20 protein-coding genes and 1 riboswitch are annotated in these 17,345 nt (G+C 34.2%); of the genes, 12 read left to right on the forward strand and 8 right to left on the reverse strand.

Annotated features, from left to right (window positions below; genetic code table 11):
* The first annotated feature begins 161 nt into the window (after positions 1-161).
* From lrgA to JJJ02_RS09075, 11 genes are all read left to right on the forward strand, one after another.
* Positions 162-593: an antiholin-like murein hydrolase modulator LrgA gene (gene lrgA, locus JJJ02_RS09025; protein WP_111716139.1), complete on the forward strand. Its 432-nt coding sequence runs from the start codon at positions 162-164 to the stop codon at positions 591-593.
* 8 nt (positions 594-601) lie between these two features.
* Entirely contained in the window at positions 602-1,309 is a 708-nt protein-coding gene (gene lrgB / locus JJJ02_RS09030) for an antiholin-like protein LrgB (protein ID WP_111716242.1), read from the forward strand.
* Positions 1,310-1,470: 161 nt separating this feature from the next.
* On the forward strand, positions 1,471-2,001 hold the full coding sequence (locus JJJ02_RS09035) for a tyrosine-type recombinase/integrase (protein ID WP_240838564.1): 531 nt from the start codon (positions 1,471-1,473) through the stop codon (positions 1,999-2,001).
* A 12-nt stretch (positions 2,002-2,013) separates the two neighbouring features.
* Entirely contained in the window at positions 2,014-4,314 is a 2,301-nt protein-coding gene (mbhE, locus tag JJJ02_RS09040) for a hydrogen gas-evolving membrane-bound hydrogenase subunit E (RefSeq protein WP_240838566.1), read from the forward strand.
* Complete coding sequence (locus tag JJJ02_RS09045; protein WP_111716144.1) at positions 4,301-4,726, forward strand: monovalent cation/H+ antiporter subunit B; 426 nt, start codon at positions 4,301-4,303, stop codon at positions 4,724-4,726. The genes mbhE and JJJ02_RS09045 overlap by 14 nt, the downstream gene beginning before the upstream one ends.
* Positions 4,723-5,049, forward strand: coding sequence for an NADH-quinone oxidoreductase subunit K (locus tag JJJ02_RS09050; RefSeq protein ID WP_240838569.1), 327 nt, complete (start codon positions 4,723-4,725; stop codon positions 5,047-5,049). Before JJJ02_RS09045 ends, JJJ02_RS09050 begins: the two co-directional genes overlap by 4 nt.
* Positions 5,042-6,508 (forward strand): proton-conducting transporter transmembrane domain-containing protein, encoded by a 1,467-nt coding sequence (locus JJJ02_RS09055; protein WP_240838591.1) that lies wholly within the window; start codon positions 5,042-5,044, stop codon positions 6,506-6,508. Before JJJ02_RS09050 ends, JJJ02_RS09055 begins: the two co-directional genes overlap by 8 nt.
* A 4-nt stretch (positions 6,509-6,512) precedes the next feature.
* Complete coding sequence (locus tag JJJ02_RS09060; RefSeq protein WP_133423607.1) at positions 6,513-6,998, forward strand: Na+/H+ antiporter subunit E; 486 nt, start codon at positions 6,513-6,515, stop codon at positions 6,996-6,998.
* Positions 6,995-7,273 (forward strand): Na(+)/H(+) antiporter subunit F1, encoded by a 279-nt coding sequence (locus JJJ02_RS09065; protein WP_111716149.1) that lies wholly within the window; start codon positions 6,995-6,997, stop codon positions 7,271-7,273. The genes JJJ02_RS09060 and JJJ02_RS09065 overlap by 4 nt, the downstream gene beginning before the upstream one ends.
* 43 nt (positions 7,274-7,316) lie before the next feature.
* Positions 7,317-7,652 carry a monovalent cation/H(+) antiporter subunit G gene (mnhG, locus tag JJJ02_RS09070; protein WP_239242252.1) on the forward strand — a complete coding sequence of 112 codons (336 nt, stop codon included), beginning with the start codon at positions 7,317-7,319 and terminating at the stop codon, positions 7,650-7,652.
* Between the two features lie 19 nt (positions 7,653-7,671).
* Complete coding sequence (locus JJJ02_RS09075; RefSeq protein WP_240838834.1) at positions 7,672-8,616, forward strand: alpha/beta hydrolase; 945 nt, start codon at positions 7,672-7,674, stop codon at positions 8,614-8,616.
* A gap of 118 nt (positions 8,617-8,734) precedes the next feature.
* Here JJJ02_RS09075 and JJJ02_RS09080 read toward each other — a convergent pair whose 3' ends face one another.
* The 7 genes from JJJ02_RS09080 to JJJ02_RS09110 form a co-directional block, all read right to left on the reverse strand.
* Positions 8,735-9,568 (reverse strand): YitT family protein, encoded by an 834-nt coding sequence (locus JJJ02_RS09080; protein WP_111716154.1) that lies wholly within the window; start codon positions 9,566-9,568, stop codon positions 8,735-8,737.
* 64 nt (positions 9,569-9,632) lie between these two features.
* A complete protein-coding gene (locus tag JJJ02_RS09085) occupies positions 9,633-12,314 on the reverse strand; it encodes a YhgE/Pip domain-containing protein (RefSeq protein ID WP_240838593.1) in 2,682 nt (893 codons plus the stop codon).
* 139 nt (positions 12,315-12,453) lie between these two features.
* Positions 12,454-13,443 (reverse strand): HesA/MoeB/ThiF family protein, encoded by a 990-nt coding sequence (locus JJJ02_RS09090; protein ID WP_240838595.1) that lies wholly within the window; start codon positions 13,441-13,443, stop codon positions 12,454-12,456.
* Positions 13,440-14,207 carry a thiazole synthase gene (locus tag JJJ02_RS09095; RefSeq protein ID WP_239242099.1) on the reverse strand — a complete coding sequence of 256 codons (768 nt, stop codon included), beginning with the start codon at positions 14,205-14,207 and terminating at the stop codon, positions 13,440-13,442. Before JJJ02_RS09095 ends, JJJ02_RS09090 begins: the two co-directional genes overlap by 4 nt.
* 1 nt (position 14,208) lies before the next feature.
* Positions 14,209-14,406, reverse strand: coding sequence for a sulfur carrier protein ThiS (thiS, locus tag JJJ02_RS09100; RefSeq protein ID WP_096077580.1), 198 nt, complete (start codon positions 14,404-14,406; stop codon positions 14,209-14,211).
* Positions 14,390-15,502 carry an NAD(P)/FAD-dependent oxidoreductase gene (locus tag JJJ02_RS09105; protein ID WP_240838597.1) on the reverse strand — a complete coding sequence of 371 codons (1,113 nt, stop codon included), beginning with the start codon at positions 15,500-15,502 and terminating at the stop codon, positions 14,390-14,392. The genes thiS and JJJ02_RS09105 overlap by 17 nt, the downstream gene beginning before the upstream one ends.
* Positions 15,475-16,047: a thiamine phosphate synthase gene (locus JJJ02_RS09110; protein ID WP_240838836.1), complete on the reverse strand. Its 573-nt coding sequence runs from the start codon at positions 16,045-16,047 to the stop codon at positions 15,475-15,477. Before JJJ02_RS09110 ends, JJJ02_RS09105 begins: the two co-directional genes overlap by 28 nt.
* 83 nt (positions 16,048-16,130) lie before the next feature.
* Positions 16,131-16,234: riboswitch (TPP riboswitch) on the reverse strand.
* 94 nt (positions 16,235-16,328) lie between these two features.
* Here JJJ02_RS09110 and JJJ02_RS09115 point away from each other — a divergent pair.
* Positions 16,329-16,775 carry a hypothetical protein gene (locus JJJ02_RS09115; RefSeq protein WP_240838599.1) on the forward strand — a complete coding sequence of 149 codons (447 nt, stop codon included), beginning with the start codon at positions 16,329-16,331 and terminating at the stop codon, positions 16,773-16,775.
* Between the two features lie 66 nt (positions 16,776-16,841).
* Here the strand turns inward: JJJ02_RS09115 and JJJ02_RS09120 are convergent, their stop codons facing one another.
* The gene (locus JJJ02_RS09120; RefSeq protein ID WP_099579185.1) at positions 16,842-17,267 is read right to left on the reverse strand and encodes a hypothetical protein; all 426 of its coding nucleotides are present in this window, start codon (positions 17,265-17,267) and stop codon (positions 16,842-16,844) included.
* Positions 17,268-17,345: the final 78 nt, after the last annotated feature.

Genomic DNA, 17,345 nt, shown 5'->3' on the forward strand with positions numbered 1-17,345 from the left:
CATCTCCGAAGGAGACTTTGTCTACAGTCTGGGGCTAAAATAATTTTAGCCTTATCTTTTTGCATTTCAACTATCTATTTTTGCATCTCAACATGAAAACGTTTTATTTATTATTTTTCGTTGTATGATGAACTCAAGATAAATATCGGGAGGTCATTACAATGACAAACAATAAAACGTATAACTTTTTTCATCAAGTCATCGTGATATCAGTAATTTTGCTTATTTCTAAGATTATCGAATCATTTATGCCGATACCGATGCCTGCATCAGTAATTGGACTCGTATTATTATTTATATGCTTATGCACAGGTATTGTTAAATTAGGACAAGTAGAACGTGTAGGTACAGCATTAACGGATAACATCGGATTATTATTCGTTCCTGCAGGTATTTCGGTTGTGAAATCACTCGGTCTTATCAGTGAGCATCCATTTTTAATCATCGGATTAATCTTCATTTCAACATTATTATTATTATTATGTACAGGATTCTTCTCACAAATGATTGTTATGACAACTGAACGTAAAGAGAAATCAACTGTAAAAAATGAAAAAGAAGTAAAAAATTATCGTAAAGCTGAGGTGCGTTAATCATGACAATGTTAGATCACTTAGGAGTGAATACAGTATACTTTGGGATATTACTTACAATCGTACCATTTGTTATCGGACAAATATTATTTAAAAAATCAAATGGCTTCTTCTTATTCGCACCATTGTTTGTAGGAATGGTCTTTGGCATTGCATTTCTAGCGATTACCGGCATTGATTTTGATACGTACAACAAAGGTGGAAGTATTATTAGTTTCTTCTTAGAGCCAGCTACAATTTGTTTTGCCATTCCGTTATACAAAAAACGTGATGTATTACAAAAATATTGGTTACATATTATTGGCGGCATTGCGTTAGGAACAACGGGCGCTATCTTTGGTATATATGGTGTAGCGAAGTTATTCGGATTTGGTAAAGAAATTATTGCTTCTATGTTACCTCAGGCAGCTACAACTGCAATCGCCTTACCAGTTTCAGATGGTATCGGTGGTATTCCGGAATTAACATCACTCGCTGTAATCTTAAATGCTGTGATCATCTATGCATTAGGTAATAAGATGCTCCGCTTCTTCAGAATTAGTAATCCAATTGCAAGAGGACTTGCTTTAGGAACAAGTGGTCATGCATTAGGCGTATCTGCTGCTACAGAATTAGGTGAAACAGAAACTTCAATGGCAAGTATCGCGCTCGTAATTGTAGGTGTAATTGTTGTAGTGATTATCCCGATACTTACACCAATCTTGCTCGGGGTTTAAAAATAAAGTTAAAAGTAAATAACGAAATGACGAAGTACAAAGTCCAGATGAGATATATCAATCTTATCGGGACTTTTTTATTTGAATATTATATTTTTGAGCAGTATTTTTTAATGTGACATAAATATATGTTATTATTTTTATGTAACATAGGAGGAGACATGATTAAATCCCAACCAATAAAAACGACCCATGAAATTCACATGATGAAGACTTATTTATTGAATGAGCGTACAAGAGATTATCTATTGTTTGTACTTGGTATCAATATACCTATGAAATTACAAGAACTATTAGAATTAAAGTGTCGTGATCTTGTTTTTAAAGATGGTTGTTATCAATTTATCGTTAACGACTATACCATCTATTTAAACAAAGAAGATAGCAGTATTCTAAAGCGATTTGTTGCAACAAAGTCACTTGATGACTATATCTTTGAATCGATGAAGACGAAATCTCTGTTAACAAGGCAACAGTTTCATAGAATATTAAGTGCGGCATCAACGGCAATAGGTTGTAAACATTCGATCGGTCCTCAGGCATTAAAGAAAACATTTGCATATCATGCGTATCACCAAGGCATTCACATATTTGATTTGATGCATATTTTAGGTCACAATACTAAGTCAGAAACATATCGATTTATTGATGTTAATCCACCAGATCACAAAACAATCCAAATAAATTTGTAAAGGATGTGAACGATGCTTTTTAATATTATTTTACTCGGTGTTTGTATGATATTGTTCATACAATTATTTCAGAAGCATTTAGCAAAACCATTCACTGCAATTGTCGCTTTACTATATCCCGTTATTGCGATGATTCTTATGATGATAACACCAAAGTATACAGCAAATACGTTATCATGGATACCTGAAGCGGGACTTATGTTCTCATTAAAAGTTGATTCTGTGTCCTACTTTTTCTTTGTAGTCATTTCAATGATCAGTATCCTTGTTCTCTTTTATAGTATTTTTTATATGAAAAAATATGCGAGACATACATATTTTTATAGTAGTCTAATCCTTTTTATTATTGCGATGTACGGCGTAGTTCTAGCAAATAATACGATTATATTGTATTTTTTCTGGGAACTAACGAGCGTAGCTTCATTTCTGCTTATTTCATTTCACTTTACTAAAAAAACATCTTATCTGGGTGCTTTAAAATCATTTGTCATTACCATCTTAGGTGGAAGCCTAATGCTTGTTGGCCTGTTAATCTTAAATCATATTGCTGGTACTGCACAGATTGATGACATATTAACTCAAACTGAACTTACCAATCATCCATTATTTATCATGAGTATGACATTAATTTTTCTGGGTGCTTTTAGTAAATCTGCACAATTTCCTTTCCATATTTGGCTACCTGACGCAATGGAGGCACCGACACCAGTCAGTGCATTGCTGCATTCGGCAACAATGGTTAAAGCAGGAATATATTTATTAATTAAATTGTTACCTGTTTATAGTGGTAATCATATGCTTACAGGAATGATCATTTCAGTTGGTATTTTGACGATGTTTATCGGAAGTTTTATTGCTATTTCAAAGCATGATATGAAAGCCTTGCTGGCATATTCGACAATTAGTCAGCTAGGTATGATGGTTGTACTCATAGGCGTGATTGCATTACCCCATACGGTGATTTCAGAGGGAGTGAGAGGTACAGCGTACAGCGCTTTAATACTTCTTATATTAAGTCATGCCTGTTATAAAGCAACGCTCTTTATGGGCACAGGTATTATAGATTTAGCAACAGGTACACGTGATATGAATCAATTGTCTGGTCTGAGACAGCAATTACCTATTGTATTTGCTACGATGCTTATTTCAGCTGTATCGATGGCGGGATTACCTTTTTTAAGTGGATTCTTATCTAAAGAGCTGTTTATCACAGCATTATATGAAATCAACGATGCACATTTGAGTTTATTTATATTATTAATCATCGCTATTCTGGGGAGTATAGGTACTTTTATTTATTCTTTCGTATTAATAATCAGACCATTTATGGGTAAGCAATCAACAAAGATAAAAGCACAGCATCCACTCATATATATGAGCAGTATTACTTTAACGCTCGCAACCATTTTTATTTTCTTTATTCCAAACATTATCCAGCATCATTTGATACAACCCATTGCACTAGAACAATCAGCATTAAAGCTTAAGCATATTACTGCTTGGCATGGCTTTACACCGCCATTATTTATAACGATGTTCATTTTCGCTGCTGGTTTTATAGTTTTATATACTGGCGTGTATCGTAAAATTTACGATAAGTTTAACAATGTGTCATTAAACAAGGTGTACGACTTTATAGGTAGAACAAAAGAAAACGTCTCAACTAAGATTTTATCATTGGTAATGAGAGGGACGTTAAATGTTTATGCGTTATACGTATATCTCTTCATTATCATCTTAATATTACCTAACTTATTAATGACTATGGATATAAAATGGTCGATGAAATATGAAATTACTATATTTACGATGATTATCGGATTAATTATGATTATTAGCGCATTAGGCTTATTAGTTGTGAAAAGCAGAATGACAGCGGTAGTGCTCACTGGATTGGTAGGCTATGGTATATCTATCTTATTTATGGAACTTAAAGCACCTGATCTAGCATTAACACAACTTGTTATCGAAACAATTACAACTGTGTTGTTCTTAGCATGTTTCTATCATTTACCGAATTTAAAGAAAGAAACATCTTCATTGATATATAAAGTATTTAGACATGGTATAGCTTTCTCCATTGCTACCATCATCTTTTTAATCATGATTCGAAGCAATCAAATGGATTCATTTGCGACTATCTCTGCTTACTATAATAATAGTTACCAGTTAGTAGGTGCAAAAAATGTCGTTAATGCAATCTTAGGTGATTTCCGCGCGTTTGATACGATGCTCGAAGGTGTTGTTATTATGATTGTAGGATTTGGAATATATACAATATTAAAGAAAGGAGCTACACATGAGGGAAAATGATTTGTTACTTGAGAGTATTTCTAAAATAGTAATAGTAATTATATTAACATTCGGCTTCTATATCTTTTTCAATGGACATAATGCACCAGGCGGTGGTTTCATTGGAGGCCTGGTCTTTAGTTCGGCATTTATATTAATGTTTCTGACGTTTGATGCTAAACGGATAAGAAAATTACTTCCATTCGAATTTCATAAACTCATCTCGATAGGTATTATTATTTCATTATTTGTTATGGTTGCACCTATATTCTTTGGACATGCATTTTTAAATCATGAAGATATATACATTCACTTACCAATATTGAACGAAGTCCATTTATCAAGCGTTACATTATTTGAATTTGGCATATTATTAACGGTTGTCGGAGTGATAATGACGATATTATTATCGATTAGTGGTGATATTAAATGACGATACTTACAATTATTACTGCAACCTTAGTATATGTTGGTGTAAATCTTGTGTTATCTAAAAATTTAATACGTGTTGTATTAGGGACAAGCATATTAAGCCATGCAGCACATTTATATTTAATATCAATGTCATTTCCAGGAACGGATTTACCATTTGTAGATAAGGGTAATCCGGATGTAGATGCATTGCCACAAGCTTTAATTTTAACAGCTATTGTCATTAGTTTTGCCACAACCGCATTGTTGTTAGTTTTAGTATATAGAAACTATCAAATGAATAAAGATAATCAAGTTGATAGTTTAGGAGGTACAGATGAGTAATTTATTGATTGTACCTGTATTGATTCCTATATTATTGGGTGTATTTACGTATTTAAAGGATAAAAGAATATATACCATTGCTATTGCTACATTATCTATAAGTTTAATTACTACTATTGTCTTAGCTTATTCATCTATAAAAAAACCTATTATTTTAAGTTTAGGTGGTTATAGTGCACCATACGGCATCCAGCTTTATGGGGATCTTATGAGTTTGTTGTTCGTTATTGTGAGTATCGTTGTAGTGATTGTTGTGCTATATTTCCAATATATTAACCAACTCAAAGACTTAACAGTACCTTTTATTTTATTTATTCTTGCTGGTGTAAATGGTTCTTTCTTAACTGCGGATATCTTTAATCTATTTGTAATGTTTGAAGTCATGTTACTGTCATCGTTTATATTAATTGTTGTCGGTAAGAAAAAATATCAGTTTAAGGCGAGTATTACGTACGTTGTATTAAATTTAATTGGTTCATGGGTATTTCTGATTGGAATAGGCATTTTGTATCGCGTATATGGTACATTAAATTTCGCTCATTTAGGAATGCGAATGCAGGAAGCTGGATTTGTTCCTGAGCATGCCGTCATCGTATTATTATTTGTCGTAGTATTCAGTTTAAAATCAGCATTATTTGTATTCATATGGTTGCCGAAATCTTATAGTGTGTTGTCTTACGAAATTGGTGCAGTCTTTGCGGCGCTATTAACTAAGGTAGGCGTCTATGCGATGATAAGAACAACGACAGTAATCTTTGTACCTTATCAATCCATGTTATCATCGATTATTTTGTATATGGCTACTGCTACAGTCATTATCGGTATGTTAGGCGTTATTAAATATAAAGAAATTAAATTGATGTTTTGTTATCAGATTATTTTATCTATAGGAATCATCTATTATGGTATTTCTACATTTAGTCAAAAAGGTATAGATGGTGCAGTGTTGTATACGTTAAATGATATGTTGGTGAAATCATGTTTATTTCTTTTAGCAGGTCTCATCGTAAAAAGATTTGGCCTTATCAATATGAAATATAAACAAGGATTATTTTATCATGCTAAAGCTACCGCCATTATTGTGCTATTTTTTGTATTTGCGATAGGAGGAATGCCGTTTACAGGAGGATTTCCGGGGAAATTATTGATACTGCAAGCTGGTATGGATGCGCATCCACTAGGTTATGCAATAGTAATGGTTATTGGGACTTTCGTAGGAATGTTTGCGATGATGCGTATGTTTATCACATTGTTCTTTGGAGAAGAGGATGGATCTTGTGTTCAGCTGACCGATGCACAAAGACATGCATTAAATAAACCATATAGTAAGAAGTTGACTGTCATTGGCGTGGTTTTAGTCATCACATGTATGATTTCTATTTTTGCTGCACCATTACAACAACATTTATCAGCAATTCATTACGATCGATATATAGAAAATGTCATGATGGGAGGATAAGATTATCGCACAGGTTGTATTAAATTTATTTATTGCTATGATTTGGGTGCTTATGGTTGATGAAGATCAAATCTATTTATCGACGTTTATAAAAGGATATTTAATCGGTATTATAATTCTCTACATCATACATCGCTTTTTCGGACATCAGTTTTATTTATGGAAGTTAATGATTTTATTAAAGCTTGTTTTGATCTTCAACTATGAACTGATGAGCTCAAGTCTTTCAACGATGTATCACATCTTATTTATTCCGCATAAGATTGCTCCGGGGGTTGTCACATATAATACATCAATGAAGAAGAACTGGGAAATTACAAGTTTAATGATGCTGATTATATTAACACCAGGTTCAGTAGTGCTTCGTTTATCACATGATAATCAGAAATTATTTATTCATACATTACATGCGACACCATCAGAAAATATGAAATTATTAAAATCTATTAAACGCTATGAACGCGTTATTAAGGAGGTAGGAGAAACATGAATATGATACTGATTCAAGCTGCACTCGTAATATATGGTATTGCTATAATGATAGTGTTATATCGTGTTATTGCTGGACCTTCCTTACCGGATAGAGTAGTAGCTTTCGATAGTATTGGTGCGATGGTCATGTCAAGTGTGAGTATTATATGTTTAATCATGGATACGACGCTATTCTTAGAAGCGATTTTAATTATTGGTGTATTGTCGTTTATCAGTACAATCGCAACATCAAGATTTATCGAGCGAGGTGTTATCTTTGAACGTAAACGATAGCATCAATCTTACTCTTTCGATTGTTATTTTTGTAGGTAGTATTATGGCACTTATTAGCGCAATAGGCATATTGATATTTAAAGATGTTTATACACGAAGTCATGCAGCGACAAAAAGCTCCACACTTGCTGTATTACTTACGTTAATCGGTGTTTTCGTTTATTTTATCGTCAATGATGGTTATGTGAGCTTTCGGTTGTTGCTCGGTATATTTTTCTTATATTTAACAAGTCCTGTCGCTGGACATCTCATTACACGTGCTGCGTATAATAGTGGTGTAGAGATGAAAGTCGAAGGTTCAAAAGGTAAGCATTTAAATGATTTGCTGCCTACTCAAAAGAAAACTTCTAAGGACAATGCGTTATTAAAAGATAAATAATGGAGTGACAAGCGTGACGATGCAATCAATGTTATTTAACACATTTATAAAGGTAATGGATCAATATAAAGATATTTTTAATCAGAAACCTGAAGGGATTCGAGCTACAAAAGATGTTGTCTATAGCAATCGTAAACAGAATGCCACGCTGAATATTTATTATCCATATCATCGGAAGGAACGTTATCCAATCATTGTTAATATTCATGGTGGGGGATATGTTTATTCTACAAAAGAAACATATGAAGCATATTGCATGACCCTCGCGTCGCATGGCTTTGCTGTAATAAGTTATGATTATGACTTAGCACCAAAGCTGAAATATCCTACACCAATTGTCCAGCTTAATGAATGTATGCACTGGTTACATGAAAACTATGAACAGTACAATTTAGATATTAACCAGTTATTTATGATAGGAGATTCAGCGGGTGCTCAAATTATGGCACAGTATGTAACGATACTTACTAATCCTGAATATCACCAACTTTTTCAGATGAAGTTGCCACAAGTCAAAGTGTCAGGTATTGCGATTAACTGTGGTTTCTTTAATGCAATCGATATAGCGATTGCAAAGAAAAAGTCATTTACACGCTTTATGGTGAGAGGATTAATGGAAGATTATGTTGGTAAAGATTTTCACATGAAACAAAGCGAAATTAACTGTGAACCATTTATCAATAAACGATTTCCGCCAACTTTCGTAGCGAGTAGTGTAAACGATTTACTTGTGGGTAAAGCTCCGGATATACTCATTGATTTAAGAAGAAGTGGTATTAAAACGATATACAGAGAGTATGGTAAAGGTGACTTTTTTGCCCAACATAACTTTCAAATGGATATTAGAAGATCGAATGCGAAGCAATGTACTTTAGATGAGATGAAATTTTTTAAAAGTATAATAGATGAACGAAGAGGCTGGGACAGAAGTGTTCTGCCACAAGCAAAAACCGGACAAAACTAATAAATCGCTCTTTGATTTATAGTTTTTGTTCGGTTTTTGTCGTAGGGGCAACTTCTGTTCCGCCGTTTAAGCTGTTAAATAGAAGAAGGCTAAGACTTCTGTCCCAGCCGCTCTCTTTTTATTGATTACGTGCAAAATTTCCATGCACTTCGGTTGTTTCATAAACATTGATAAAACAATTTTCATCATGGGTTTTAGCGATTTTGATGACATTAGGTAATTCATAACGTGTAAGCACCATTGTAATCATGTGTTTTTTATCGTTAGAATAACCGCCATAAACATCTGTCACTGTTATACCACGATAGATCTCATCAATCAGTCCTTGTCTAACACCTTCATAGTTTGAAGTGATAATATTAACGGTTAGTTTAATATTAGATGTAAAGATTGTATCAACAGTCTTGCCGGTAATATATATTGAAAGTAAAGTCATCAATGCGAGGTTCCAATCAAATAAGAAACCTGAACAAATAATAATAATGCCGTTAAGAATCGTCATAATGAGACCGATAGATATATTGCTATTTTGACTGATAATCATCGCAACGATATCCATGCCGCCTGTAGTACCAGAATATTTTAGAATGATGCCTACACCGATACCGACGATTACACCCCCAAAAATCACATTTACAAAAAGTTCATTTGCGATGCTTTCTGTTGGAATGACAGTAAGGAAAAATGAAACAACAATTACACTAAGTATTGTATTGTACATTACAGATTTATTTAATTTCATAAATCCAAGTATCAATAAAGGCAGGTTTAATAAAAGATTTAACAGACCGGCATCGACATGCAATAATTTATTTAATAGTAAAGCAAGTCCACCGATTCCACTGCTCAATACATCATTAGGTAATAAGAAGACATTAAACGCAAATGCAATAAGAAACGATCCGACTATTGTAATGAATGTCTTGAATAATAAGTTATCCTGATAATTCATTTGAAAAACTCCTTTAATCATGTAAAGCCATTATATCAACAATATTTTAAAAATAATAGGGTGCTTATTCTACTAAGTTACTCGCCTGACTTCGAGAATAGAATCCTTTCTTAATAGGTTCAAATCTAGGTTTCATTGCTAAACCGAACGCAAAAATAATGACTGTTATCAAATATAAAAATCCAAGTTTTGACCATGTCAGTTCAGGGGTGATACCACCTACAGCTTCTCTCAGTAAGTCTACAGCGTAAGTAAATGGCAGGAACGGATGTATACGCTGGAAGAACAATGGTGTAACTTGAACAGGGAATGTGCCACCCCCACCGGCAATTTGTAATACCATAATAATGATGGCAACAGCTTTACCGATATTACCAAGTAAACTTACAAGCGTATAGACGATAACGGTAAAAGCAAGTCCAACGAGAATGGCAAATATCACATTATAGATAGGATGCTTAGCATACGCATCTAAAATAAACAAGTTCCCAAGTACGACGATTATTGCCTGGGCGATACTGATTAGAAGGAATAAAATCATTCGGCCAAGATATATTTCACGCAAACTAAACTTGTCTTTAATCGCCGGATCTTTTAATTCAGTAGTAAGTAAGTTACCACATAGTAACGCTCCTACCCAAAGTGCTAATGCTGTATAGAACGGTGCACTAGCAGAACCGTAATTAGGTATTGGAAATACTTGAGTTTCATCAAGTTGAATAGGTTTAGCAAAATAATCAGATTGATTTTTCATATCATTTTTCAGCAAGCTCACAAGCTTATTTAAAGTATCTTTATGATCAAAACTTCTTAGTTTTTTAGCAGATTTTTGTATATCTTTTTCGATAGCAGGTAACTCATCACGTGCAAATTGAGCGAGCTCATGAATACCATCTTGCGCACCTGGAAGATTGTTCTTTAATAATTTTGATGTATTATCATATTTATTTAACACTCCAGGTAAGTCGTTTTCAGCAAAGTTACTAAGACGTTCCAGGTCGCTCAATACACTTGGTAAATCAGATTGTACAAAATTACTGGCCTGACCAATTTTGGATTTGAATAACGGATAATTTGTCTGTGCTGTGTGATTAATTTGTTTAAAGCGTTGTTCCAGAGATGGAAGTTGTTGATTAATTTGATTCAATGTTGTGTTCGCTTCACTCGTAATGCGTGATGCTTCATTTAATATCTCGTCGACTTTATTAGCAAACGACTGAGCTGTGTTTAATTTTTGTGCAATCGAATCCAGGTCACCACTTAGGTTTGATAGTCCTCGATCAAAAATATCCGGCATTGTGGTATTAGCGAACGTACTCAAATCTTTAAGTGCAGTTCGTGCTGAATTAATCGCTTCCTGATTGATATTAACAGCTTGATTTGACTTAGATTGTGATATAGCATTTGAAATTGTTTTATTGAGTGCATCGAGTGACTGGTTAACGTTACTCAATTCATTTGAAATCGAATTTGTATCAAATCCTAAATCATTAACGTCATTCATAATACGCATCAATTCATTATTGAAACGAATCGCTTGATTAATATTATCCTGATATACTGTTAAATTTTTTGTCAGTGTCTCAGTTGCTCCAGGCTTTTGTTCTGCAAGTTCATTCAATTGATCTAACATTTCCAGTGTTGTATTTGCTTGTTCGCCGGTTAATGTTGAGAGTGCACCAAGTCCGTTTTGAAGTGCGGTGTGAGCAGGTTTAATATCGACCGTACTTAACTTTTCTTGTCCTTTTTTATTTATTTCCTGAGCTGTATTAATCTTGTTATGTACTTTAGGCATAGCATCTTGGGAATGATTTAATACCTGTTGTGCTTTAGTGGTAGCTTCAATACCTTGTTGTACCGCATTATTAATTTCTGGAAATTTTTGCTCAATTGTATTCGCTCTTTGTAAAGCATTTTCAATGCGCGGCAAATTATTATTTAGCTTAACAATCATTTGACCTAATGTATTTATATCTGATGCGTGCTGATTTGCTACAATAATTTTGTCAGCACCACCATTTAGTTTGTCACGATATTGATTTAAACTGTAGAATTCATCAGCATATTTTGAAATATCACCTTGATGTTCATCAATTTTAATCACAGCTTTTCTAAATCTTTCGATATCTGGAAGTGCACGTTCAGCATCGAATACTGCATTCTCAATTTTATGATAAAGTGGAATCTGTTCCTCTATTTTAATACCAGCACGATTACTTTCCTGTAATAGTGCTTTTGTGGCAGCGTCAACAAACTTCTCGTTTAATGATTCTGTAATGGCCGTAGCTCCTGCATTGGTCATTTTAGGTGCAATCGCATTAATTTTTTGATTCACTTTATAATCGATATGGGCACGTTTTGGTTTTTTATGAAATATACTTGTCATATCTTTAGAGAAGTCTTTTGGAATGTGAATAATCGCGTAATATTCACCCATACGCAATTTGTGATTGGCATCTTTCAAATTATCTTTAAACTGCCAGTTAAATTTATCGTTTTGACGTAGAGATTTTACAAGTTGGTTACCAACATTGACTTCTTTTCCTTTTACTTCGGCACCGGTGTCATGATTGATGACTGCCACTTGGAGATACTTCGTATTGGAATATGGATCCCATGATGACTTCAAATTAAACCATGCATAAAATGATGGCAAGATTGATAATCCGATGAGTAAGATGATGAAACTGGGAGTGCGTTTAATATTTTTTAAATCATGTAAGAATAGTTGATATGCGTTTTTCATTTGAACCCTTCTTTATACTAATATAGTAATTTTATAAATTAACATAAGTTTCTTATAAATATATTTAAAATGAGTATATATCAATATAGCAAATAGGGTAAAAAGATACAACAAAAAAGACATATAAAAATATGTCTCTTTATGTTTGCACATGCTTGATTAAATCTTCTATAACTGCGGTAGCTTCTTCACTTGAATAGACATCAAATACAATAATGCGACCGTTACTGAGGAGATGTATCTTATGTTCCCGAAAAGAAAGTAATTTAAAATGTTCATTTTGATGAATAATATATTCGTTAATGGTGTTAAACAGATTAGAAGATACATGCGTTTGATATTTTCCGCGACACATCTTAGTAACAAAGGATAAAGATTGTTTAAGTGCTGGATAATCTTTATTCACACATGTAGGGCATGCAGGATTGTGTATAGCATCGATATTTCTACTTTTAAATATCATTTTTTCACAATCTATTGTAGTAAGTTTTCCTGAAAAATGACCATGACTGATATAGTGCATTACTTCTGAAACTTGAATACTTGCAACGAGGTGAGCAGTTTGTGGCATAATACCTGAAATAGTACAATCTTGTCCGGTAGTAGGTTCATTAGGTAGAATACATCTCAAGCATGGTTGATTTTCTATACCATAAACAGTGCCATATACATTTAGACACGCCCCATATATCCATGGCATATTATGTTTATGGCACGCATCATTAATGATATAACGCGTTGCAAAATTATCAGTACCGTCAATGACGAGAAGCGGTTTATATTTTTCAATAATGGATTCGATATTGTTTACTGTTACTTCTTCAGATAGTGTAGTCACTTTTACATTGCTATTTATACGGTTGATGTGTGACGCTAATGCATCGACTTTTAAAGTATAAGCAGTGCTATCAGCTTCATCAAAAAGACTTTGACGATGTAAATTACTAAGTGACACAACATCCATATCACAAATTACTAGATGTCCTGCACCGCTTCTGGCAAGCATTTCACTTACTGTACTTCCCAAAGCGCCGCCTCCAATAATAAGAAATGTGCTGCTGCTTAATTTATCTTGTGATTTTTGCCCGAAACCAGGTGATTTGATTTGTCGATCAAATCGTTCGCTCATAGAAACTCAAGGCCTTCCATAGGGCTTGATGCTTGGGCAGTATATTTCTTAGGGATGCGTCCCGCTTCAAATCCTAGTTGACCAGCCTGTACGGCATATTTCATTGCTTCAGCCATCTTAATCGGGTCTTTTGCATTTGAGACTGCTGTATTGAGTAACACTGCATCTGCACCGAGCTCCATCGCAAAACTAGCGTCTTTAGGTGAACCGATACCTGCATCAACGATAACAGGGACGTTAACCGCATCAATGATATATTTTAGATTTAACGGATCATTGATACCAAGACCAGTTCCAATCGGTGCACCAAGTGGCATAATAGCATGACAGCCTAATGCTTCTAATTTTTTTGCAAGGACGACATCACAAGGGATGTATGGGCATACGATATATCCTTTTTCTAAAAGCATTTCACATGCTTTATATGTTTCGATACTATCTGGTAGAAGCGTTGTATCATCACCGATAATTTCAACTTTAATCATGTCACACATACCTGCAATACGTGCAATTTCTGCAATCTTTACTGCTTCTTCAGCTGTTTTAGCGCCAGCAGTGTTCGGAAAGGTGATGTATTTATCTAAATCTACAGACTCTAATGGATTAGGGAGTGATTTATCATATAAACTCATGCGTCGTACTGCAAAAGTTAAAGCATTCGTTTCACTGATTTCAACCGCTTGTTTTTGTGTTTCGCCATCTTTAAACTTACCTGTTCCTAATATTAAACGAGAAGATAATTCCAAGTGTCCTATTTTTAACATATTAGCCGCCTCCAACGAATTCTAGTAATTCTAATTTTTGTTCGGGTTTTAAAGTGATAGATTGCCATTTAGATTGTTCGATGGGAACATCATCCACTAGCGCTACAATCCTCTTTTTATCACTTGTAAAAGTTGCGAGTAAGTCAGATAAATTTGTCTTGTCTGTTTCAAAAGGCTCATCGTTAATGTATATTTTCATAAATTTCTCCTATCTTAAAATCTTTTTGAAATTGTTGATACAGTTCACCGTCTTGTTCAAAGATCATTTGACGAATAAATTCTCCGGTAATACGTGATAATAAGATACCATTACGGTAGTGTCCTGTTGCCACAAATAATCCTTCATCTAACTGATCGAGGACAGGTCGATGCAACGTGCTATCTGGTCTAAATCCACAATCAATGCTGACGAGGGTGCTTTCTCGTAATATCGGGATGAGTTTAAACGTTTCTTCAAGTAACCACTTTATACTTTCTGCACTCGGTTGTTGATTTGTATCAAGTGAAGTTGTCGCACCTATCAAATAATGATTGTCTGATTTAGGGACAATATAATGTCCGTTTGTTTGGAAAAGTGTCTCTTTTAAATGAAGATCAGGATGATGTAAAGTCAGTACCTCTCCCTTCACACCTTGCATCGGAAAGTCTATATCAAGCATATTAAGTAATGGTTCGCTTTTACATCCTGCAGCAATAATGACTTTTTCTGAGATGATGGTTTTATCGCTTATTGATAAGTGATATTTATCATCTACGTAGTTAATGGACTTGACGTAATCTGAAATATGAGGAATATCTTGATTTGCATGCTGTATAGCGGTTAAATATTTACCGGCATTGACTTGACCATCTGTAGGAATCCACATTGCCTGTTCAAACACATTACTGATTGAACCATTCGCATAAGAAGATAACGATTTTGAAGCGATCCACTCAAATTGTTCATGTTTTGAATTTAGAAATAAGTATTGAGCTTTTAGTTTCTCTTCATCTCCAGGTGAAGCAATTTTAAGCAATCCATGTTGTTGTAAATCAATAGTTAATCCAGTCAAGTTTTCCAGTTGCTGAATATGATCAGGCATCATTTGCTGACCAAGCATAGAGAGTCTGTATAAAGGACTATCTTCAGTAAATTCATTTTGTGCCCCGAGCATACCGCCAGCAGCGTGTGTTGCTCTATAACCATGTGCATCATCTATGATTGCAATATTATCTGTATGGTCTTTGAGTGCGTACACAATATTTTCTCCGATAATTCCTCCGCCTATTACAACGATGTCGTACGTAGTAACCACTCCTTTTTTACAGAAATAAATTCCTGTTTATTAGTAAATAACCTGATACCTGCAAATCCTGAAAATTTAGTGTTTAACTGTCTTATTGTGTCGATGTTGATGCCGCCTAATGCGATAACAGGCATATCGACATGAGTGACTGCATCAATTTGAGCTGCGGCTCTAGGTGGTAAATCAGGTTTGGATGGTGTAGGGAAGACATGACCAAATAAAATAAATGATAAATTAAGCGATTCAGCGTGTTTGGCTGATGCCAAAGAATGAACGCTTTGACTGACTTGTATTTCCGGATAATCATTTCTAAAGGCATCTATTTCAGAATTACTTTCTTTAAAGTGAATTCTCGTTAAATGACATGCAAATAAAATATTTGGATTGTTATGCACGATAATTTTATCTTTAGGAATTCTTGTTATCAGCTGATTTATGAAATGAATGATCTCTTTTTCTGCTGCATCAAACCTTAAAATAACGCCATCTATTTCATCATGAACCTGGATGATTTGATTGAGAACGGTGATTGAAGGTTTTGACGATGTAATCATGATAAACACACGTTTCACCTCGAAAAAACACCCACTAACTAAAATAAGCTAGTGGGTGTTGGAATTAGTATAATTAAAAACACTAAAATTCAATCACGCTTCCCTACGTTGGTTCTAACCAAGTCAGGTTCAAAGAGTCGGAAATCATTTCCTCTCAGCCCGGTTGTGGGCACCCCTAGCAAATATTTAATTCTGTATTAAGCCTACCACTAGTTAGAGTGAATTTCAATCATCTCAAATTCATGATAAAATAAATTAACGATAAAATGGGGTGTAAAAGGATGAATGAAGAAGAGAAGTTATCTTTATTAATTGATGAACGTACAGAACTTATTCAAAATGAGACGGTGTATGACAAAGCAGAAATTGAACAAAATCATACGGATTCTGTAGAGGTGGTGCTTGAACCAGCGATACAACAGGAACGTATGTCTTCTGAAGAAATTTTAAGAGAAATTGCAGAAGAAGAAGAACTTGAAGAAGAATACGCGCAAGCAGTTGAAGAAGTGAAATTATTTAAATATATTGTCCATACGATCAAATTTCATGAAGGAGATACAATTACAATCCATCAACTGCGCAATATATGTGCGCATAGTGAAGCTGAATTATTACCAGATGATTTAGATGAACAATTAAATGATTATATTGAAGCGGGATATATCAGAATTAATGATGACAAAATATATATCACATTCTTAGGTGAGCATGTAAATAATCTGTTATAAGTGTTTATTACATCAAACAAGCAAGAGTGGAACAATTTAGTTCCACTCTTGCTTGTTAGTCAGAGATTAATCTTTCAGTAAAAATGCTTCTTCGTCTCGTGAATGAATTTCATTAACGATAATCAAACTTCTAAAATAATCGATAATTTGAGTGGAGAACCCTTCGTTCTCCATTTGTGCTTTAATCTTAGCGACAACTTGACGCATAATATCATGATCACGTGTGAGTTGTTGAACTTTATCATGTAGTTCAGGATTATTATTTTCCGCTTCTGTGTAAAAACCATCTGCTTCTTCCTCAGCATCCGCGTGACTTATGACACGTGATTCCCAGAAATCTACAAGCGCGATTACTTCTTGAATCACTTCTTCTTCCGTACCGTTTTGATATGTTCTGATCAATTCATCTGTCATATTCACAGCAAGGCCTAAACCTGTATCGTGAATTTGTTTATGTGCATGTAGTTGTCTTAGTGATGGTCCGACTGGCATACAATCATCTCCGTTCAGTATATTTATCACTATTGTATTATAGAAAATATAATAAAAAGACTAGGGGATTCCCTAGTC

This window comes from Macrococcus sp. PK, from assembly GCF_022501545.1.
Classification (GTDB): domain Bacteria; phylum Bacillota; class Bacilli; order Staphylococcales; family Staphylococcaceae; genus Macrococcoides; species Macrococcoides epidermidis.